This window comes from Qipengyuania algicola (genome assembly GCF_042492175.1).
In the GTDB taxonomy this organism is placed as follows: Bacteria; Pseudomonadota; Alphaproteobacteria; order Sphingomonadales; family Sphingomonadaceae; genus CAJXSN01.
Window position 1 is genome coordinate 650,664 of record NZ_CP170453.1, and the last position, 21,118, is coordinate 671,781.

Annotated in this window: 17 protein-coding genes and 1 tRNA gene; 12 read left to right on the top strand and 6 right to left on the bottom strand. The window is 63.6% G+C overall.

Going from position 1 to position 21,118, the window contains the following annotated elements; translation table 11 throughout:
* Window positions 1–23 precede the first annotated feature (23 nt).
* The gene (locus tag ACFCW2_RS03160) at window positions 24–857 is read right to left on the bottom strand and encodes a DUF1134 domain-containing protein (RefSeq protein ID WP_379548913.1); all 834 of its coding nucleotides are present in this window, start codon (window positions 855–857) and stop codon (window positions 24–26) included.
* Window positions 858–1,109: 252 nt separating this feature from the next.
* On the opposite strand from ACFCW2_RS03160, the gene ACFCW2_RS03165 reads away from it, so the two are divergent.
* A tRNA-Ser gene (locus tag ACFCW2_RS03165) sits at window positions 1,110–1,201 on the top strand.
* 48 nt (window positions 1,202–1,249) lie between these two features.
* Here the strand turns inward: ACFCW2_RS03165 and ACFCW2_RS03170 are convergent.
* The 3 genes from ACFCW2_RS03170 to ACFCW2_RS03180 all read right to left on the bottom strand — a co-directional run bounded on the left by ACFCW2_RS03170 (window position 1,250) and on the right by ACFCW2_RS03180 (window position 7,099).
* Window positions 1,250–2,512, bottom strand: coding sequence for a glutamate-5-semialdehyde dehydrogenase (locus tag ACFCW2_RS03170; RefSeq protein ID WP_379548131.1), 1,263 nt, complete (start codon window positions 2,510–2,512; stop codon window positions 1,250–1,252).
* Between the two features lie 145 nt (window positions 2,513–2,657).
* A complete protein-coding gene (locus ACFCW2_RS03175) occupies window positions 2,658–5,342 on the bottom strand; it encodes a TonB-dependent receptor domain-containing protein (RefSeq protein ID WP_379548914.1) in 2,685 nt (894 codons plus the stop codon).
* A gap of 167 nt (window positions 5,343–5,509) precedes the next feature.
* Window positions 5,510–7,099, bottom strand: coding sequence for a hypothetical protein (locus tag ACFCW2_RS03180; RefSeq protein WP_379548133.1), 1,590 nt, complete (start codon window positions 7,097–7,099; stop codon window positions 5,510–5,512).
* Between the two features lie 208 nt (window positions 7,100–7,307).
* Between ACFCW2_RS03180 and ACFCW2_RS03185 the strand changes: the two genes are divergently transcribed.
* From ACFCW2_RS03185 to virB11, 9 genes are all read left to right on the top strand, one after another.
* A complete protein-coding gene (locus tag ACFCW2_RS03185) occupies window positions 7,308–7,622 on the top strand; it encodes a hypothetical protein (RefSeq protein ID WP_379548135.1) in 315 nt (104 codons plus the stop codon).
* 195 nt (window positions 7,623–7,817) lie between these two features.
* Entirely contained in the window at window positions 7,818–8,456 is a 639-nt protein-coding gene (locus tag ACFCW2_RS03190) for a lytic transglycosylase domain-containing protein (protein ID WP_379548136.1), read from the top strand.
* Window positions 8,457–8,460: 4 nt separating this feature from the next.
* Window positions 8,461–8,766 carry a TrbC/VirB2 family protein gene (locus ACFCW2_RS03195; RefSeq protein ID WP_379548138.1) on the top strand — a complete coding sequence of 102 codons (306 nt, stop codon included), beginning with the start codon at window positions 8,461–8,463 and terminating at the stop codon, window positions 8,764–8,766.
* Between the two features lie 3 nt (window positions 8,767–8,769).
* Window positions 8,770–9,054, top strand: a complete 285-nt coding sequence (locus tag ACFCW2_RS03200; RefSeq protein WP_379548140.1) for a type IV secretion system protein VirB3 — start codon at window positions 8,770–8,772, stop codon at window positions 9,052–9,054.
* A 29-nt stretch (window positions 9,055–9,083) separates the two neighbouring features.
* Entirely contained in the window at window positions 9,084–11,549 is a 2,466-nt protein-coding gene (locus ACFCW2_RS03205; protein WP_379548142.1) for a VirB4 family type IV secretion/conjugal transfer ATPase, read from the top strand.
* Window positions 11,546–12,781 carry a type IV secretion system protein gene (locus tag ACFCW2_RS03210; protein ID WP_379548143.1) on the top strand — a complete coding sequence of 412 codons (1,236 nt, stop codon included), beginning with the start codon at window positions 11,546–11,548 and terminating at the stop codon, window positions 12,779–12,781. The genes ACFCW2_RS03205 and ACFCW2_RS03210 overlap by 4 nt, the downstream gene beginning before the upstream one ends.
* Window positions 12,778–13,599, top strand: coding sequence for a TrbG/VirB9 family P-type conjugative transfer protein (locus ACFCW2_RS03215; RefSeq protein ID WP_379548144.1), 822 nt, complete (start codon window positions 12,778–12,780; stop codon window positions 13,597–13,599). Before ACFCW2_RS03210 ends, ACFCW2_RS03215 begins: the two co-directional genes overlap by 4 nt.
* A gap of 12 nt (window positions 13,600–13,611) precedes the next feature.
* Window positions 13,612–14,760, top strand: a complete 1,149-nt coding sequence (locus ACFCW2_RS03220; protein ID WP_379548146.1) for a TrbI/VirB10 family protein — start codon at window positions 13,612–13,614, stop codon at window positions 14,758–14,760.
* Window positions 14,761–14,772: 12 nt separating this feature from the next.
* Window positions 14,773–15,780, top strand: a complete 1,008-nt coding sequence (gene virB11 / locus ACFCW2_RS03225; RefSeq protein WP_379548147.1) for a P-type DNA transfer ATPase VirB11 — start codon at window positions 14,773–14,775, stop codon at window positions 15,778–15,780.
* A 12-nt stretch (window positions 15,781–15,792) separates the two neighbouring features.
* Here virB11 and ACFCW2_RS03230 read toward each other — a convergent pair whose 3' ends face one another.
* Window positions 15,793–16,566, bottom strand: coding sequence for an SDR family NAD(P)-dependent oxidoreductase (locus tag ACFCW2_RS03230; RefSeq protein ID WP_379548148.1), 774 nt, complete (start codon window positions 16,564–16,566; stop codon window positions 15,793–15,795).
* A 90-nt stretch (window positions 16,567–16,656) separates the two neighbouring features.
* Window positions 16,657–18,690, bottom strand: coding sequence for a TonB-dependent receptor (locus ACFCW2_RS03235; protein ID WP_379548149.1), 2,034 nt, complete (start codon window positions 18,688–18,690; stop codon window positions 16,657–16,659).
* Window positions 18,691–18,802: 112 nt separating this feature from the next.
* Here ACFCW2_RS03235 and ACFCW2_RS03240 point away from each other — a divergent pair, with 112 nt between their 5' ends.
* Both ACFCW2_RS03240 and ACFCW2_RS03245 read left to right on the top strand, forming a co-directional pair.
* A complete protein-coding gene (locus tag ACFCW2_RS03240; protein ID WP_379548150.1) occupies window positions 18,803–20,311 on the top strand; it encodes a flavin-containing monooxygenase in 1,509 nt (502 codons plus the stop codon).
* Between the two features lie 33 nt (window positions 20,312–20,344).
* A complete protein-coding gene (locus tag ACFCW2_RS03245; RefSeq protein WP_379548151.1) occupies window positions 20,345–21,115 on the top strand; it encodes a competence/damage-inducible protein A in 771 nt (256 codons plus the stop codon).
* Window positions 21,116–21,118 lie beyond the last annotated feature (3 nt).

Genomic DNA, 21,118 nt, shown 5'->3' on the forward strand with positions numbered 1-21,118 from the left:
TTGCCGTAGCTCTTCTTTGGCGACTAGAAGGGCAGCCAGCGCTGCTTCTTGGAAAACTTCATGTAACCGGCATTGACGCCGAGGCGCAGACCGGCCCCGACACGTATCGGGATCAGCACGGTATCGCCCTTGCGCAGATAGCTCGCCGTCATCCCGCCAAGGACATAGGCCTGGCCTTCTCCCGCAGGAAAGCGCTCATAAAGCTGCTCTGTGTCATACAAATTGTAGACCAGAACGAAGGTGTTGCCGGCATTGGCTCCGGCGTCAAACCCGATGGAGGGGCCGGTCCAGTAGACCGGGCGCTCGCCCTCGACCTTGTGATAGAGCGTGCCCGAGCCGTAGCGCGCGCCAACAATGAACGCTCCGCCCGCTTCGCGCCCGACGATATAGCCATTGGGCTCACCCTGCTCGGCGAGCAGGTCCTGAATCATCTTGGCCACGCCTTCCGCGCCTTCGCCAAAAACGCCTTGCGCCGCGCCGATCAGGTCGTCTTGCTTGTAGGTGGTGGCCGACGCTTCGGCGACCTGCCCCGCTGCGCCCGGTTCACCCGCGATCGCTCCGTCAGACGACATCGCCGGGTCCGACCATTGATAGGCGACTTCCGCGCCATCATCGGGTGCCGCAGCTTGCGCCACAGCGACCCCGGCCTGCGCACCGGCATCGGCCGGGTCTGTGATCACCTGCTCGTCGGCATAAACAGGCGTGTCGCCGGGCTGCTCGCCCAGATCGGCGTCAATGCCGGAGCCGAAGCCCGCGCTGGGATCGATTGTTTCCACGCCCTGCGCGCTGAGCGGGGCGGATACCAGAACAACGCCCGCGCCAATCGCCAGCAGGGTTTTGCGCCATTTGCCGAACATGTCAGTCATTTCTCATCCCGTCCCTTGCAGCTGCGCCAGCACAGCGCGGATGGCGGCGAACCTGCCTCATCGGGCTCCATAGAGAATCCTTTGCAGGTGAAGCGGCAATGAACGCGCGGCGAAACGAATCCAAAATACGGCGAAACGAGTCGAAAACGCCGGAATGCGGGCAGTTTTGCAAGGGCCCGATACTGTGCTTGCGGGCGCAATGCCTGCCCGCTATAGCCCGCCCGCTCGCCACATTGGCGATGCGGAGACGTGGGTGAGTGGCTGAAACCAGTTCCCTGCTAAGGAACCATACTCTTTAACGGGTATCGAGGGTTCGAATCCCTCCGTCTCCGCCATTTCCCCCTGAATACCCATCGCAAATCACCGGTTCGCGAAGCGCCGCTTTAGGGGCGCGTTTGTCCGTCGCCCAGGACGATATATTTGAAACTGGTGAGCTGCTCGAGGCCGACCGGGCCGCGCGCATGCATCTTACCGGTGGCGATGCCGATTTCGGCGCCCATGCCGAATTCGCCACCGTCGGAGAATTGGGTGGAGGCATTGTGCATCACCACCGCGCTGTCGATGTCAGTCAGGAAGGCTCTGGCCGCGCCAGAGTCTTCGGTCAGGATGGCGTCGGTGTGGCCGGACGAATGCTCGGCGACGAAATCGATTGCTTCGGCGAGGCCCTCGACCACTTTTATCGAAGCAATGGCGTCGAGATATTCGGTGCCGAAATCTTCCTCGCTCGCCGGGAGGACACGCGCGTCGATCCCGGCAGAGAGAACATCCCCGCGAAATTCGCAATCGGGCATGGCGTCGAGCAGAGCGGGAATCGCCTGTTCGGCGATGGCCTGATCGATTACGATGCTCTCGGTTGCGCCGCAAATGCCGGTCCGGCGCAATTTGGCGTTGCGCACGATGGCAACGGACTTTGCCAGATCCGCCGCCTCGTGAATGTAGCTGTGGCAATTGCCGTCGAGATGCAGCAGCGTCGGCACCCTTGCCTGATCGCGAACCAGCTCGACCAGCCCGCGCCCGCCGCGCGGGATGACCAGATCGACCGTGTCCACGGCCTGCAATATCTCCGCCACAGCTTCGCGCGCCGTCGTCTGAACGCTTTGCACGGCGTCTTCGGGCAGTCCCGCTGCCTTTAGTCCTGCGCGCATGCATTCAACGATGGTTCGCGTCGAATACCGGCTTTCCGAGCCTCCGCGCAGGATCACCGCGTTGCCCGATTTGAGGCAGAGCGCGCTGGCATCGGCACCGACATTGGGCCGCGATTCGTAAATCATCCCGATGACGCCGATGGGCACGGCAACACGCTCGATAGTCAGGCCATTGGGCCGTTCGAATGTCGCGAGCGTGCGGCCAACCGGATCGGGCAGCCGGGCGATTTGCTCCAGCGCTGCGGCCATGCTCTCGATCCGGCTTTCGTCGAGCATCAGGCGATCGATGAAAGAATCCGGCTTGGAGCCGCGCACGCTCTCGACATCTTTTGCATTGGCGGCAACCAGATCGCCGGTCGCCGCACGCAAAGCCTTGGCCGCTTCCTCAAGAGCGGTGTTCTTAGCCTCGGTGGACGCCCCGACCAGCTGGCGCGACGCGGCTTTGGCGCGTTCGCCCAATTGGCGGACATGCATTGCGGGATCGAGCTTCTGGTCGGTCATGGTTGTCCTCGGCGAAACCTGCCCCCTTTCCGGAGGCGCAGTTCCGCCTTCATTGGCACGTTTTCACGCCGTCACAAGCGTGATTGATGCCAATGAACCATCGACAGGGCGTTCGAATCGCCGTGAGCCGGTGATTTTCAGCCGGTCAGAACTCGGTCGAAACGCCCAGCGAGAATGTCCGGCCCACCTGATAGGAGTTGATTTCGATCCGGTTGGTTCCGTTCGACTGGAATTCGAAATTGTCGCGGCCCGTCAGATTGCGTGCCTCGATCTTCACTTCAAACGGCTGTCCGAACAGGTTCACTTCGCTGCGGCCGACCAGATCGATGGTCAGACCCGGGTCCTCCACGATATCGGGCAATCCGCCCGAACCACGGCTGGTCACACGCTCGCTGGCATAGGACAGGAGCAGGGTGAGCTGCTGCAGCTTGTCGATATCTTCGATGCCGAACTGGACATTGACCAGATGGTCCGACTGGCCGGTGAGCGGGGCACCGTCGACGAAGAAGCCGGAAGCCGGGCGCGGAACGCCGCCCACGCCGGGGGTGAAGGTGAAGGTTTCGTCCGCCGGATCGACCTTCAATTCGGACTGGGTGTAGGTGTAGTTGGCCACCAGAACCAATTGCTTGGTCTCGAACCAGCCGCCCCAGTCATACAGATCCTTGTTCCACTGCGTCTCCAGCTCCGCGCCCCACAGGGTGGCGGTGGGCGCATTGGCGAACTGGGTGATCTGGCTGTTGTCGGTAAAGCTGGAGAACGGCTCGATCGGGTTGTCGATCTTCTTGTAGAAGCCGGCGAGCGATGCGCGGCTGCTGTTTGCGAAGTAATATTCCGCGCGCGCTTCAAAGTTCAGCAGCTCGCTGTCCTGCAAGGCGGGGTTGCCGACAAATTGCCGGTTCGATTCCGGATCGGTGAAGGGCTGGAAGATCAGCTCGCGGAATTGCGGACGGGCGATGGTTTTCGAACCGCTGGCGCGGATCTGCAGCCCGTTGTCGAATTCATAGGTGATCGTGCCTGCAGGCAGCCAGTAATCATTGGCCAGATTGGTCACCGCATCCAGATTTTGCTGGTTGGTGAAGATCTGCACCGGCGTGACCGACTGGACAGCGTCTTCATACCGCACACCCAGATCGATGGTCAGGCCATTGGCGGGCGTCAGAATCGTCTTCGCGTATCCCGCATTGATTTCCAGATCGGCCTGGAATTCGGGGAAGGTCTGGGTGGTTTCGAACAGACGCACATCGAAGGCCTCGATGATGGCATCCCCCAGCAGCAGATCGGGGCGCAGCAGGCCGACACCGGTCGGGAAACTGGAATCGGAATCGAAGATGAACTCGCGCCGGGTGCTGCGGCGGTCCGTGTCGGTATAGGCATAGCCGAATGTCAGCAGAGCCAGATCGGAGAACTGATAGGACAGATCGATCCCGCCAAACCATAATCTCTCGGTCAGGTCGGAAAAGGCGACGCTGGCCAGATCCCCGCGAATCCGGTTGAGCGGATTGACAAATTGATCGCCGAACGGGTCGTTCGCATTGTTCGTGCGGACATATTCGAACTCGTATTCGTAGGGCGCTTCGCGGTCCGTCTGGGCGTATCCGCCGCGCAGATCGACGCTCAGATCGCCGAACTCCATTTCGCCGACGAACTGGCTGTCGATCAGCTGGCGTTCGAACCAGCCGGTCGATTGCTGCACTTCGCTGTCGCCGTTCTGGATGTCCTCGCCCTGCCCCAGAACCGACTGCTTGAGCGTGTCGCGGATATACAGGTTGGTCCAGCGGAATTTGTGCTCGCCTGTTTCCAGGCCGAAACCCAGCAAGGTGTTGAACAGAATCTTGTTGTTGGTGGTGAAATTCTCAAAATCGGTGCGCAGATTGAGATCGAGGCTGTCCGGGGTCTGCGAGGTAACAATGCGCGTCGTCAGCGAGTTCGACAGATTGGCCGTGGCAATAATGCCAAGCTCGGTATCGCCGCCGAGGAAGATGTTGGTGCCCGCAGTAATCCCGCCGGAGAAGTTCGGGCGCGCATCCACGCTCTGCAACACGATCAAATTGGGCGAGATGAGGTCTTTCGCGATGGTCTGCTGGGCCGCCGCGTCGAGATCGGACAACTGGCTGTCACCGGCGAAGAAATCAGCGAGCGCGCCCGGCACATCCCGGCGACCGTCATCGAAGCCGAACCAGTCATAGTCCGAGCCGTAATGCTGGACGCTGGGGGAGAAGGTGGTGACGCTGTCCATGCTGGTCCCGGCGCTCAGTTCGACGAAGGTCTCGTCGGGCACTGCGCGGGTGGTCAGGTTGATCACACCGCCGCCAAACTCACCGGGGAAGTTGGCGGAATAGGTTTTCTGTACGAGGCTAGATGCGACGATGCCGGTGGGGAAAATATCCAGCGGCACAACCCGGCTGAGCGGCTGCGGCGATGGCAGCGGCAGACCGTTGAGCAGCGCGAGCGAGTAGCGATCGCCGAGGCCGCGTACGAACACCCGCCCGTCGCCATTGTCGGACAGGCCGGTGACGCGGCTGAGTGCGCCTGCGATATCGCCTTCACCGGTGCGGGCAATGTCTTCCGCAGACAGGACCGAGACGACCTGGCTGGAGCTGCGCGACACATCGCGCGGGCCACGGCGTCCGGTGACGACGATCACGCCGCCGGGAATGGAAACATCGGGCTCTTCAGGCTCGGCTTCGGGGGTGGGGGCCGGATCGGATGCCGGATCGGACGCCGGATCAGACGCTGCTTCAGGATCGGCATTCTGGGCCTGCGCCGCGACGGGCAGGCTCAAAGCGGTAGAGAGGAGCAAAAGGCTGGCAAGCTTCTTTGCGGGGCTCATGCTCGTCGTCATGATCGTCGATCCCTTTGTAATTTGGCCGCTTCCTCCCGTCTTTCCGAAAGTGCGGCCCGCCGCGACAGTCAGCGGCACATCAATTGCGTATTGAAAATGGATGACAGGGCGGCGCGCCGGGTGTGCCCGGTGCGCCGCCCTGCAATCACTGGCGATCAGATCGGAAGGCTCTCGCATGCGCCGGTGTTGGCCGAACCCAGCGTGATCGTGGCCGAGTTACAGGTCCAGCCCTCTGCCCAGTTCGACGCCTGATCGGGCACAGCGCCGATATAGCCGAGGGTCGTGAAGAAGGTGGACAGAGCCGTGGGATCAAAAGCGGCAACGCCGTTCTCGTTGGTGCCGTTGATGAACGGAGCCCCGCCCAGCGTCAGCAGCGTGTTGGTGAAACCGGCGTCATTGTTGCTCCCGGCGTCGAACGCGGCCTGCGCCTGCGCTGCGGTGACACCATCGCTGCCGTCACGGAAGTCGGTGGCGCAATCGAGCACGACCGAGTCGAAGGTCGGCGGACCGTTTTCATCGGCCTGCGAGCCGGCTGCTGCCAGCGTGCCGGGCAAGTCGATACGGATACACGGGGTGTTGCCCGTCTGGTCCACGATCACGGTGTTGGCGATGCTGAAGTCCGCTTCACCACGCAGGCGCAGGACCTGATCCTGCTCCACCCCATTGGCCAGGAAGGTGGCATTGACGATGTTCGTCTGCTGGCGCGGCGTATCGTCGCTGACCGAGTTGTTCGAATCGCCTTCGAGGATCGTGTCGCCGGCACCCGGGCGCTGGACCGCGATCACTTCGAACAGATTGGCCTGAACGCCGGTGTCGGTGTCGAGCGAGTCGTCTTCGGCGCCGACCACAACCAGACGGTTCACATTCACTTCGCCGCCGAAGAATTCGACGCCGTCATCCGAGCTGTTGTAGCTCATGATGTTGTTGAACGTAGTGCCATTGCCCACGCCGCCGGTGGTGAGCGATTGCAGCTCGTCACCGTTGGAAAGGATAAAGCCCGAATAGCGGATCTGGATGTAGGACATGGTGCCCGAATTGTCGTCCGGCGTCGCGCCGCCATAACGCGGAGGCGTGGTGGCCCCTTCGGTCAGGCGTTCGCAATCGACGGTTCCGGGCGTAGCACCGGGGGCTTCGCAATCGGTAACCGGCGCGCGTCCGTTCAGGATCACCCCGCCCCACTGGCCCGACGAGTTGGCATCGTTGAGGCCAAGGACGTTGTCCTGGCTGGTGAAGATGATCGGTGCGCTGGCAGTGCCGGCCGCGTTGATCATGTTGCCGCGGTTGATGTTCAGGAACGAGGAACCGGCGGCGTAGATGATGACGCCCGGCTCGATCGTCAGGGTCACGTCGGTATCGTCCGCGCCATCGGACGCATCCGGAGCTGGTCCGCCATCGGCTCCCACATCGACTTGCCCGTCCAGACGATAGAGCAGGCCGTCGACTTGGCGCAGAGTGGAGGACACGTCGAACTGGCTCGGCAGGGTGCAGACCCGGTATTCGCCGGTCGGGCCGGTGATGGTTCCGCTGTCGGTTAGGCCTTGCGGGTCGGAGATCGTCGGGCAGCCTGCCGCAGGCGTCACGCCGGTCGGCGTCGGCGTCGGAGTGGGTGCCGGCGTGGGTGCGGGCGTATTGTTGTTGATCGTGACGTTGCCGCCGGTGCCGGGCGAGACGATTTCGTCTCCGCCGCAGGCTGTCAAAGCGAGCGCGCTACAGGAAATTGCGAGCATTTTGATGGATTTGTTCACTTGGATAGACCCCTCGGTATCCGGGAAGAAACGAATGCGAATTCGTGATCGCGACTCGCCATCTAGGGGCCTTGTGTGACGGTTTTTGTTGGTCCGTTTCGGATTTGTGACAGCCACACCGGGCGGCACGCAAAATCCGGAAAATGACAGATTTATTGCACCTCCATGACACTTATGTTACATCTTTGTGACACCGGAGGGATGAGATATGAAGATTGCCGCATTCGCACTTTCGCTCGCAGTTCTTGGCGCTGCCGCGCCGGCCAGCGCTCTGGCGGCGGAACCCGCCCAGCAGCAGCAGGTGGACCCGGCTGACATGCTCAACCAAGCCGTCGCGCTCGCCCGCGCCGGCCGCGATGAAGAAGCCCGCGCCCTGTTTCTGGCCGTCCGCAAGATGAAGGTCGACTACACTCTAGAAACCACGGACGGACGCTGGGTTTACCCGGCGGACCTCGCCCGTCAGGGTCTGCGCCAGCTTGATCGCGGGGAACTCCGCGCGCAGTCCATCGCCGCGCGTGACTAGGTTGACGGCCCTGCTGACGGCCCTGGCGGCCCTCGCAGCAAGGCCCACAAGAAATTCAGGCCCGCCGGTCATTGATCGGCGGGCTTTTTTGTTTTCAAAGGATTGCGCCGGTCGCAGCCCGAACCTGCAATGACAGTGCGCCCTGTCACTCTCCTGTCATTTAATGTAGCCATTGGGCGACGGACGGAGGGCGTAATGATTCTACGCATCGGAAAGCGTGCAGCCATGTTGGCCGGTCTGCTTTCCTTCGCCGCACCGGCTAGTGCGGACGTGATGGAAATTGACGACGAGGGTGCGCGCTGGATTGCCGGCGGCACACAGGATGGCGCACGCGGTTTGTTGGCAGCCTCTCTGCCAACAGCGCCGGTGGAAGTCGGTGATGCCGCCGCTGCCGTTCCCCTGCACGCCACCTCCGACCAGAGCCAGCACGCCCGCATGGTGCCCGAAGCCTATGCGGCGAAAGTTGCAGAGCTTTCCCAGCGGTTCGATCTGAGCCCCAGCCTGATCGAAGCGCTGGTCTGGCAGGAAAGCCGCTGGCGCCCGACCGCCGTTTCGCCCGTCGGGGCGCGCGGCCTTGCGCAATTGATGCCCGGCACGGCGCGCGATCTCGGCGTCGATCCGAACGACCCGTTCCAAAATCTCGAAGGCGGGGCGCGCTATCTGCGCGAGCAACTCGACCGGTTCGATGGCGATCTGGAGAAGGCGCTCGCCGCCTATAATGCAGGCCCGGGCCGCGTAATCCGCGCGGGCGGCATTCCCCGTATCCGCGAGACACAGCAATATGTGGCCGCCATCATGGGCCGGCTTTCCAACCATTCCAGGCAGGATAATTAGTTCTATGCGTTCGTTTTTCCGCAGCGTGGCCGCCGCCGCGTTTGTTACTCCCGCAGCCGCAATCGCTCAGGTGCAGCAGGCCGATCCCGCTGGCTCGGGCCCGATCGTCAACGCGCTGACTTGGCTGCAGGGCACTTTGCTGGGCAATGTTGCAACGGCTGTTGCCGTCATGGCCGTGGCCGCGGTCGGCTTCATGATGCTAACGGGCCGGCTCAACTGGCGCTTTGGCGCGACTGTGATCATCGGCACCTTCATCCTGTTCGGAGCCGCGTCGATCGTGGCGGGCATTCAGGGCGCCGCCGGGGGCTAGGGGATGGACCAGCTGATCCGCCACCCGGTGCACCGCGCCCTCACCCGCCCGCAAATGTTCGGCGGTGTGACCTACAATTATTTCATCATTAACGCTGCGGTCACGACCGAAGTGTTCCTGATAACCGGCAGCTGGCTGGCCTTGCCCGCCGCCGCCATCATGCATGGCATCGGCTATTTCGCCTGCCTGCGCGAACCGCGCATTTTCGACCTGTGGATCACCAAGGTCAGCAAATGTCCGCGGGTGAAGAATTTCAACAGGTGGGGCTGCAACAGCTACGCCGCCTAACTGTCCGGCCTGATGGAGGGCCGAAAGCAATGAGCAACTGGATCGGACCGGCAGCATGGAGCAAGAAGGAAGCCCGCGCGGGCGACCGTCTGCCCTATGCGCGGCTGGTGGATGAACACACCATGCTGCTGCGCGACGGCTCGCTGATGACGGCGATCCAGGTTCCCGGCCTGCTGTTCGAAACCGAAGATACCGACGCGCTGAACGCCCATGCGGCGACCCGCGAGGTGATGCTGCGCTCCACGCTGGATTCGCGCTTTGTGATGTTCCACCACGTGATCCGGCGGCGGGTCGAGGTGGATCTGGAGGCGACGTTCCCCGATCCGCTCAGCCGCCATATCGATGCGCGGTGGAAAGAGCGGCTCGGTTCGGGTTCGCTGTTCATCAACGACCAGTTCGTCACCCTGGTGCGCCGCCCGGCGCGGGGCAAGGCCGGTTTTGCCGAGAAACTGTCGAAGATGTGGCAGAGGCGCGGTCAGGAGCAGGTCGAGGCCGATCCGAAGGATTTGCGCTCTTTGAAAGCGGCGGCCACCGGGCTGGTCGCTTCGCTGCAATCCTATGGCGCCAGTCTGCTGGGCGAATATTCCGGCCCCGGCGGCAAGACCAACAACGAAATTCTCGAGCTGTTGTCCGCGCTTTATAATGGCGAGATGCGGCCCGTCCGCACGCCGTCCGAAGACACCGATATCGGCCACATGCTGCCCTATCGCCGTGCCAGCTTCGGCCTTGATGCGATGGAACTGCGCGGGTCGGGAGAGCCGGACTTTTCCGCGATCCTGAGCCTGAAGGATTATCCCGACGCGACCAGCCCCGGCCTGATCGATGGCCTGCTGCGCCTGCCGTATGAAATGGTGGTCACCGACAGCTACGCGCCCGCCGAACGCACGACCGCGCGCGAGCGGATGGATCTGGCGGTCCGGCGTCTGCGCAGCGCCGATGAAGAAGCGCAGGCCGAGCGTAATGACATGCTCGCCGCGCGCGATGCTTTGGGCAATGGCGCGGTCGGCTTTGGCGATCATCACCTGTCGGTTCTGGTGCGCGAAGGCACTCTGCCCGCACTCGACGACGCGTGTGCCGCCTGCGCCGCCGCGCTGGCCGATACCGGCGCCATCGTGGTGCGCGAAGACACCAATCTGGAGCCGGCCTTCTGGGCGCAGTTCCCCGGCAACGAGCAATATATCGTCCGCCGCGCGATGATCTCGTCTGCCAATATGGCGAGCTTCGGGTCGCTGCATGGCTTCGCTCTGGGTCAGGCCAGCGGCAACCATTGGGGCGATGCCGTCACCCTGCTGGAAACCACCAGCGCGACGCCGTTCTTTTTCAACTTCCACCACGGCGATCTGGGCAATTTCTCGGTCATCGGGCCGTCCGGTTCGGGCAAGACGGTGGTGATGAATTTCCTCGCTGCGCAGGCCCAGAAGTTCGCGCCGCGCACCATCCTGTTCGACAAGGATCGCGGCGCGGAGCTGTTCGTGCGCGGGATCGGCGGGCGGTATGACCGGATCAATGCCGGCGAGCCAACCGGTTTCAACCCGCTCGCCCTACCCGACAACGCGGCCAACCGCGCGTTTCTGCGCGACTGGCTGGGCGTGCTGCTGGCCGCTGACGGCCCGGAAGAATTGCAAACCATCGCCCACGCGGTGGATGCCGCCTATGAAAACGATGCCACGCTGCGGCGGCTGAAGAATTTCCGCGAATTGCTGTCCGGCGCGCGGCGGCCCGAGCCCGGCGATCTGGCGGACCGGCTGAGCGCATGGATTGCCAATGATTCAGGGGGAAGCGGCGAGCACGCTTGGCTGTTCGATAACGCGGCTGACAAGCTCGACCTGAACAACAAGACGCTTGGCTTCGACATGACTGCGCTGCTGGAGAACCCCAAGCTGCGAACGCCGACGATGATGTATCTGTTCCACCGGATCGAGGAACGGCTCGACGGCGATCCGACCATGATCCTGATCGACGAGGGCTGGAAGGCGCTGGACGACGAGGTGTTCGCCGCGCGCATCCGTGACTGGCTCAAGACATTGCGGAAACGCAACGCATTGGTCGGTTTCGCCACCCAGAGCGCCCGCGATGCGCTCGACAGCCGAATCTCCACCGCGCTGGTCGAGCAGACCGCCACCATGGTGTTCATGCCCAACAGCCGCGCACGGCCCGAAGATTATTGCGACGGCTTCGGCCTGACGCTGCACGAGCTGGCCCTGATCCGCACACTCCCCGCGCACAGCCGCTGTTTTCTGGTCCGTCAGCCCGATGCGAGCGTGGTCGTGAGGCTTGATCTGTCGGGCGCACCCGAAGTGCTGACCATGCTGTCGGGCCGCGAAAGCAGCGTGCGCCAGCTCGACCGTGTGCGCAGCGATGTCGGCGATGATCCAGCGGACTGGTTCCCCGAACTGACCGGCTATGAATGGCCGGCAAACGGCGACGACGCGCTTGATCCCGATCCCGCAGCGGACCGTGAACCTCGCATCGTGTACGATCAGGCGGCCCAGTGACAGCCACCGCGCCTCCAGTCGGCACCCCGACCCCGGCGGAATGCCAATATGCGGTCAGCGATGCGGCGGGCGGCGTAGCCTCGGCCCTGCGCGCGGTGGACTGCGTTGCCGCGGAAGTGACCGGCGCGGCGTTTGGCAGGCTGTTTGCCTCGGGCGGGACACTGGTCACGGTGCTGACGATCCTGCTCACGCTCTATATCGCGTTCTTCGCGATCAGCCTGCTGACCGGGCGCTCCAGCCTCGGCGTCCGCTCGCTTACCCCGCGCATGCTGACGCTGGGACTGGTGCTGACTTTCGCGACCAGCTGGGTCGCCTACCAGACGGTGGTCTGGAACCTTGCGATCGGCGCGCCCGACTGGCTGGCCGGCGTGATGACCGGCGACAGCGGCAGCGCGACCGCGACTTTTGCCACCAAGGTCGATGTGGTCTTCGCCGCAATCGAGCAGGCGAGCGGCGATAACGAGGATGTCTCGGCCTTCTCGCCTGAAGGAATGCTGTGGCTGGGCGCCATGCTGTTCATGCTCGGTACGGTCGGCGTTCTGGTGACGGCGCGCATCGCGCTGGCGGTGCTGGTCGCCCTGGGGCCGATCTTTGTGGTGATGGCACTATTCAACGGCACGCGCGGATTGTTCACCGGCTGGCTGAAAGGGCTGGTCCTTCTGGCCCTGACTCCGCTGTTCGCCGTGTTGGCGGGCAGCGTCATGCTGGAGCTTTCGGTGCCAATCCTCGCCGCGCTGACAGCGGTGCCGGGAGAGATCGAAACGCGCGCGGCCATGGCGTTCTTCATGGTCGGCGCGGTGCATGTCGCGCTGATGATCATGGTGCTGAAAGTGGCCGGAACGATGGTGTCGGGCTGGCAGGTCTTCGGGCTGGTGCCGGACAAGGGCGAGCGCGGCGAAAGCGCGGCCCCGGCCCCTGCACCCGCTCAGCCGCAACAGGCAGCCAGCGAGGCGCGGGGCACTGCCGCCGCGGCAACCGGCCAGCAAAGCTTGGCCGCGCAGCGCACCGCGATTGCCGCAACCAGCTATCCGGGCAGCGCGCCAGCCGCCCCGGCCAATGATACGGGCCCGGCCTCCCAGCCGGCCCGCGTCACCAATGTTTTTGCGACCGGCTCTGCCGACGGCAAGGTTCAGCCGCTCAGCAGCGGCACCGGGCGCACCATGGGTCTGGGGACCCGCTTCAAACCATCCCAGGCGCGCATATCGCGAGCCAATACGGAGAAACTCAAATGACCCGCGCCCAAATCCCGGCCGCGCTCGCACTCGCCCTAAGCGGTGCCCTGACTCTCGCAGTTCCCGCAGCCCCGCTTCACGCACAAGATTCGCGGCTGGCCGAGCGGATGTATGACCCCATGGAAGTCGTGCGTCTGGAAGGCCGCGTGAAGGTGCAAGCCACCATCCGCTTCGGCGAAGGCGAGGCCATCGAGAATGTCGCGATTGGCGATGCCAATGCGTGGCAGGTCACTCCGAACAAGCGGGCCAACCTGCTGTTCGTCAAACCGCTCTCCCCCACCGCGCGGACCAATATGACCGTGGTGACCAATCGCCATACCTATCTGTTCGATCTGGTCGCCAGCCCGAAAGCGCAGCCGCTTTATCTCCTCGCCTTCACCTATCCGGAAGAACCCGAAGAAGAAGCGGAAGCCGCGCTGGCAAGCGTGGGCGGGCCGAATGCAGTCGAAATCGCCGCCGCGACCGATCCCTATGCCGTGGTCGATCCGGCTCTGCTGAATTATGCGTGGAACGGCTCGGGCGATACCGTGCTGCTCCCCGCAGAAACCTATGATGACGGGGAAGCGACTTTCCTGACATGGCCGGCAGGCCGCGCCGTCCCCGCCATTCTGGTGAAGGATTACGAGGGCACCGAGGGTCCGGTAAACTTCACCGTGCGCGGTGACACCATCGTCGTCGAAGGCGTGCCCGCCGCGATTATCCTGCGATCGGGCGATGAGACCGCCACTCTGGTCAATCGCGGACCGGTGCGCGCTGCGCCCGATCAGGCCGCTCTCTCTGCTCCCGCCGCATCTACCGCATCCACCACCCGCCAATAGTCAGGACTTCCCATGCGCCTAGCCTCCAAATTGCCGCCCAGTGGTGGGTCCGAGAATGAAGCAGCAAACGATCCGCGCGATACGGAAAGCGCGGAAGTCATCGATCTTGCGAGCCGCAATTCCTACCCGGCAGTCGCGCGCAAGCAGGGCCGGTCCGACATGGTCGGCATGGTGGCGGGCATCGCAATCGTTGCTGCCTTGGGTGCGGTTACCTTGTGGAGCATGAACAGCGCGCGGATGGAGCCGCCCGCCAGTGTCGGCACCGATCAGGTCCAGCCAGCTCCGCAAGCCACCCAGCCCGTGCGCAGCGCTGTGGTGGCGCAGCCGAAACCGCAACCGGTGGGCGCACCTGTCCGCCGGGCCGATCCGGCTCCGCAGCCCGTCCTGTCGAACATGCCGGAACGCGCTGCGTTGCCCGTTGCCCAGCCCAACCCCTATTCCAGCCCGACCATGGTGTTCGATGCGAGCACAGGCCAAGCTGTTGCAGGCGGTCCCGTTGCGGCACTGGCCGAGGCTGCCGCCGACGCGGTACCGGGCGGCGTGACCGGCTCAGCGTCGGATTTCGCCAGCCGCATCGGCGGCGTAGGCGGCGGACCGACGCAGGCGACCGCGATGACCAATCCGGCGACCACCGTCACGCAGGGCACGCTCATCCCCGCCGTGCTGGAAACCGCCATCGACACCGATGTGCCTGGTTTTGTGCGCGCAGTGGTCAGTCAGGATGTCCGCAGCTTCGATGGCAAGAACATCCTTGTCCCCCGCTCCAGCCGTTTGATCGGTCAGTACCAGTCCGGTGTGCAGGGCGGCCAGAAGCGCGCTTATGTAGTGTGGACGCGGCTGATCCGGCCCGACGGCGCATCGGTCAATCTGCAATCGCCGGCCATCGGCTTTGACGGGACCACCGGCCTGCCCGGCGATGTGGATTCCAAATTCTTCAAGCGCTTTGGCTCGGCCATGTTGCTGTCGGTCATCGGCGGACTGTCCGCTGTGGGTTCGGGCGGCGCGTCAGTGGTAATTGGCGGAGCGAGCCAGTCGGCTGCGGGCATCGCTGCACAAACTGACAGCCAGATCGGCCCGACCATCCGCGTGCGCCAAGGCGAGCCGATCCGGGTCTTCACAGCGCGCGATCTCGATTTCTCCGGCGTCGGCAACGCTAGGTAAGCGAGCAGGTTCGTGTCCGCCGACATCCATCCGATCCCGCAGGGCGGCATCCCGCCCGAAGGCGAACGCAGCGTCTATCTCGACGCCTATCTCGCGCCTTTCCGCGAGTGGCTGGAGCGCGATACCGTCACCGAAATTCTGGTCAATCGCCCCGGCGAGGTCTGGATCGAAGACGCGGCCAGCCCCGGCATGCAGCGGATCGACACGCCGAACATCACCGACACGCTGGTCCAGCGGCTCGCCGAGCAAGTGGCGCGGGTCAGCCATCAGGGGATTAACCGCGAGCATCCGCTGCTCGGCGCGACCCTGCCCGATGGCGCGCGCATCCAGTTTTGCGGTCCGCCCGCCAGCCGCAAGCACTGGGTGATGGCCATTCGCCGCCACCGGCGGCTCGATCTGCCGCTCGATGCCTATGACAATGGCGCGCTGAAACCGGCGACCGCCGGTGCCATGCCCGATCCGCAGGCCGAGCCGATTGCATTCCTGCGCGAGGCCATACGGCAACGCCGCACGATCCTGATCTCCGGCGGGACAAGCACCGGCAAGACCACCTTCCTCAACGCAATGCTGGGCGAAATCCCGCCGCACCAGCGCGTCGTGCTGGTGGAGGACACACCGGAACTGCGCCTGCCCGGCGAAAACGGCGTGGGACTGGTCGCGGTGAAGGGCGAATTGGGCGAAGCCAAAGTCACCGCCAACGAGCTGCTTCAGGCCGCCCTTCGCCTGCGCCCCGACCGGATTGTGCTGGGCGAATTGCGCGGGGCGGAGAGCGTGTCCTTCCTGCGGGCAATCAACACCGGCCATCCGGGCAGCTTCTCCACCATCCACGCCAATTCGCTGCGCGGCGCGCTGGAGCAATTGTCGCTGATGGTGATGCAAACCGGCATTGGTCTGAGCCGCAGCGACACCATCGCCTATGCCGCCAGCGTGATTGATGTCGTGGTGCAGCTGGGTCGTGACGCAGAAGGCAAGCGCGGCATCACAGAGATCAACACGAGCGAGCAACTGCTCGAACGTTAATGCACTGTAGTCTTACTTTCCGCCGGTAACATAGAGGCACTGCCCCGTGACCCAGCTGGCCGCAGGCGAGGCCATATAGACCACGGCCGCTGCAATATCCTCGCCGGTCCCATAACGCTGGAGCGGCATCTGCATCATTTCCAGCAGTTTTGCGCGTTTCTCGGGCGTATCGGTGCCCATGCAATCGTCGAAATTCTCGGTCGGCACCGGCCCCGGCGCAACAGCGTTCACGCGGATATTGGGGGCTGCCTCCATTGCCAAGGTCGAGGTCAGGCTGTTCACCGCAGCCTTGGCCGCGCCGTAGGGGCCGTTCTTCACCTGCGGCCCGTAGGAAGACCGCGAGGAGATATTGACGATCGCCCCGCCCCAGTCCTTCATGGTGCGCGCCGCCACGGTCGAACCCATCCACACCGCTTTCAGGTTCAGGCCGATCTGGGCATCGAAATTTTCTTCAGAAGTACGAGTAAGATAGCGCGGGGTGCCGTCCGGAATCCCGCCCGCATTGTTGACCCAGATGGTCAGCTTGCCGAGTTGTCTGACGGTTTCTGCGGCCAGCGCTTCCAGGGCCTCCAGACTGGTGGCATCCGTCGCCAACGGTAGCGCGTTGCGCCCCAGCGCACGGATTTCCTCGGCCACTGCATCGAGATCGGACTGGGTCCGCGCAGCTATTGCAACATCGGCTCCGGCCTGAGCCAGAGCAATCGCGATAGCGCGCCCGATGCCCTTGCCAGCGCCGGTGACCACCGCCACTTCGCCATCCAGCCGGAACCTGTCGAGAATACTCATGCCGTCGCCTCCTGTTGCCAAGAGGCGTGCCATTGGTAGCGCCGACGCGAAACTGGCGCTTAAGCTAGCCCGCGTGGCAAATCTGCCCAATCAGAACCCGTAACGGATGCCGCCCCACAGCGTGCGCGGAACACCCAAATCGATGGCGCCGGCTGAATTGCGCGTGACGATGGTCTCGTCGAAAATATTCTCCGCCCGCAGCACAATGCCAAGCCGCGCGGTGACCGGAATGCTGGCAAACGCGCCCAGAGTGGTGGCCGGGGGCAGGCGATCCGTTTCGGAATCGCTTTCAAACTGCGCACCGACATGACGCAGCGTGGCCGCCAGCATCAGACCTTCGCGCGGCTCAAATCCGAGCGTCGCTGATGCGGCCCATTGCGGGGTTTGCGGCGGGCGATTGCCGTCCAGCGCTACGGACGCCCCTTCGCCATCCACAGCCGCATCGGTATAAGCCACCGTTCCATTGAACCGCCACGGGCCCCGCTCCAGTTTCGCGCCCAGCTCCAGGCCCTGCGCATCGATGGCGGGCAGGTTCTGCCGCTGGCGGTCGGTCGGGGTCAGCGAGACATTGGCGATGGCGTTTTTCAATCGATTGTCGAAGGCGGTTACGGTCAGCTCGACGCCCTCCGCCGGTCGCCAGTCCAGCCCCGCCTCGTATCCCACCAATTTCTCGTTTTCGAGCAGCGCATTGGCGCTGGTGAATACGGGAAAGACAACAAAGGGCCGATACAGCTCGTTCAAGGTCGGCAGGCGCAGTCCGCTATAGACTGCTGCGCGCAGGGACAGCGCATCGCTGGCTTTAAACAGCACACCGCCGCGCCCGGTGACGGTCCAGTCGCTGCGGCCGGAGAACTGATTGTCGATGACGACGACGCCCGCAGCATCGCTTTCGCGGAAAAACCCGTCGCTGATGACGGTCCGGTCGGCGCGCACTCCGCCCGTCAGCACCAGCGGGCCGCGCGTCCAGTCATGCTCGACAAACAGGCCAAGATCGCTCGTGGTCCCGCCCGCCCGTCGCCGCGCTCGCAGATTGGTTGTGAAGGCGCTGAACGCCTCCTCCTGCAACTCGCCATCGCTCCGCCGGTAATCCACACCGAGTCGCAGAACATGGTCGGCACCGACCGGTGGCCGCACCTCCAGTTTGCCGCCCAAGCCTGTCGACGGGGTGTTGCGCTGATCCAGCACTTTCACAAACCGCGTGGAGCTGATCACGATATTGGAGAAATTGCGCGCCTGCACATAGGCCAGTGCGTCCACTTCCCATGCCCCGCGACCGACCACCCGGATGCTGGCGTCCTGGCCGCTCGCCGAACTGTCCGCGCCGTCGAACCGCAGGGTCCGGTTATCTTCGAAAGCCAGCAGGCGGGCCTGCACCTCGTATGTGTCGCCAATAGGAATGGCGGCGCGGATCTGGCCCGAACGGCTGTCGAAAGCAGCCCGCGCGCTCAGCGGAGCGCGTTGGTCCTCCGGCGTGGTGAAGAAGCCCTGACCCCGGTCCCATCGGCCACTGGCCACGACGTATCCCCCTCCCAGCGGAGCCGCCAGCGTTGCAGCTGCTTCCGTCGCGCCGCGATCATTGGCGAGCAGCGACGCGTTCACGCTGCCCAATTGGTCCAGCCCAGCGCTTTCCAATGCGATCGTGCCCGCCAGTGCGCCTGCTCCGAAGGGCCCGGAGCCGCCGCCCCGCGTCACGCGAATGCGGTCCAGTTGCTCGGGGATCAGCGCGGCGAAAGGCGTGTAGCCAAAGAACGGATCGGCCATCGGCACACCGTCGAGTGTCACAAGGGCGCGGCTCGTCGCATTGCCGCCGAGAGCCCGCAGGGTGACGCCTTGGGCGGAAGGATTGGAAGAGCGACTGTCCGACCGGCGAAACTGCTGGAATCCCGCGACAGAACCTAGCGCATCCTCGATCCGGCCCGAGGGCGCGGTGATGATCGCTTCGCGCTCCAGCGTGCGCGTGGCGTAGGCCGGAACTGACGGCGTATCGGGCAGACCCTGGCCGACGACGACAATCTCGGTGTCTTCCGGCGCATCCTGATCGGCTTCTTGCGCAGAGACGGGCGCAATCACCGTGGCACTCGCAAGGAGAGATGCGGCGAGGGTATAGCTGGCTTTGAATGACATGGCGCGCCGCCTAGCGGGTATTGCAGCCCGCGTCAGCTATGACCTTTCGTGCAGGGACTCGCAAAGTGTGTCATGCTCGCTTAGAAGAGATACGTTGCAACAAAGGACCGACATGATGAGCGCAGCGGCAGATTTCGACGTACTGATCGTCGGCGCGGGGATTTCGGGCATCGGCATGGCCGCGCACATGGAGATGCACTGCCCCGATCACCGTTACGGCATCCTCGAAATGCGCGCCAATCTGGGCGGGACGTGGGACCTCTTCCGCTATCCCGGCATCCGGTCCGACAGCGACATGCACACGCTCGGTTTTTCCTTCGAGCCGTGGACGCATGAGAAAAGCATCGCCGACGCACCGTCGATCATGGAATATCTCAACCGGATCGTGGACGAGCGCGATATCCGCCGCCACATCCGGTATGGCCACCGCGTCATTTCGACCGATTTCAGCGAGGCGGATGCGCGCTGGACCGTGGTGGTCGAAACCACCGATGGCGAGCGCAAGCGGCTGACTGCAAACTTCCTGTATCTCGGCTCCGGCTATTACGATTACGATGAGCCCTACGACGCCGGTTTCGAGCTGGGCGAATTCAAGGGGCAGGTGCTGCACCCGCAATTTTGGCCCGACGATCTCGACTACACCGGCAAGAAAGTTGTCGTGATCGGATCGGGCGCAACCGCCGTCACCATTGTGCCCTCGATGGCGGGGGAAGCAGGGCATGTCACCATGCTCCAGCGCACCCCGACATGGATGTTCGCGCGTCCGGCCAAGGACCGGTTCGCCAACACCCTGCGCAAGATTTTGCCGGAGAAGCTGGCTTACCGGATCACCCGGTTCAAGAATATCCGGATGCAGGATTTCACCTTCAAACTGGCGCGCAACAAGCCGGAGAAGGTGAAAAATTCGCTGACCAAAGCGGCAAAGGAGAAGCTCGGCATCAATTATGACGAGACAAGTTTCACGCCGCCTTATGACCCGTGGGACCAGCGTCTTTGCCTGATCCCCGATGCCGATCTGTTCGAGGCAATGAACAGCGGCAAGGCTTCGGTGAAGACCGGGCGGATCGCCCGCTTCGTGGAAAACGGGATCGAACTGGAAAGCGGCGAGCTGCTCGAAGCCGATATCATCATCACCGCCACGGGCCTGAAAATGGCGGTCTGCGGGAAGATCGATGTCAGCGTCGAGGGCCAGCCGGTCGATTTCTCGCAAGTCTATTATTACAAGGGATGCATGTTCTCCAACGTGCCGAACCTTGCGGTGGTGTTCGGCTACCTCAACGCCAGCTGGACGCTGCGGGCCGATATCAATTCGGAATATGTGTGCCGCGTGCTCAATCACATGAACGCGACAGGGCACGAGATCGCGGTCGCGCGCCTAACGCCGGACGACGAAGCAAAACTGGAAGAGGACGATATCTTCGATTTCTCTTCCGGCTACATCCAGCGTTCGAAGCACATTATGCCCAAGAACGCCATCGCTTATCCGTGGCGGCTCAATCAGGAATATGTCGTCGACCGCAAGCGGATGACGAGTGATCCGGTGGATGATGGCCTGCTGGTTTTCGCCAAGGCCGGAACGGGGACTGCCGTGCCCAGTGAACAGCTGGAAGCTGCGGAGTAGCGCCGGGCACGCCGCTAGACTAATGCCCACTGCATGACTGCAACTCAATCAGACCGCATCTGGACCGCCGGGCTCCTCGTTATCGGTGACGAGATCCTGTCGGGCCGCACCCATGACAAGAACATCGCGCAGGTTGCCTCCTGGTTGCAGGTGCAGGGAATCCGGCTGGCCGAAGTGCGGGTGGTTTCCGATGAAGAGGATCGGATCGTCGCTGCGGTGAACGCACTGCGGGCAGACAATGATTATCTGTTCACCACCGGCGGTATCGGCCCGACGCATGACGACATTACTGTCGATGCGGTGGCCAAGGCACTGGGTGTCGGCGTCACGATCCATCCGGACGCGCGCGCTCTGCTGGAGCGGTATTATGCCGACAAACCCGGCGGCCTGAGCGAAGCGCGTCTGCGGATGGCCCGTGTGCCCGAGGGCGCAGAGCTGATCCCCAACCGCATGTCCGGCGCGCCCGGCATTCGCCATGGCAGCGTCTTCCTGATGGCGGGTGTCCCGCACATCACCGCCGGAATGCTTGATGCGCTGACCGGCACGCTGGAAGGCGGCGTTCCGCTGAAGAGCGAGACGATCGGGTGCTGGACGGCAGAGAGCGAAGTTGCCGATATTCTGCGCGAGACCGAGGCGGCGCATCAGGCCTGCCAGATCGGCAGCTACCCCTTCTTTCGCGAAGGCAAAGTAGGCGCAAACTTCGTCATACGTTCGACCGATGCGGAAGAACTGTCGAGCTGTGTGCACACATTGTGCGATGCGCTGGGCACGGCCGGGCTGGATTTCACGCCGGGCGGCATTTGATTC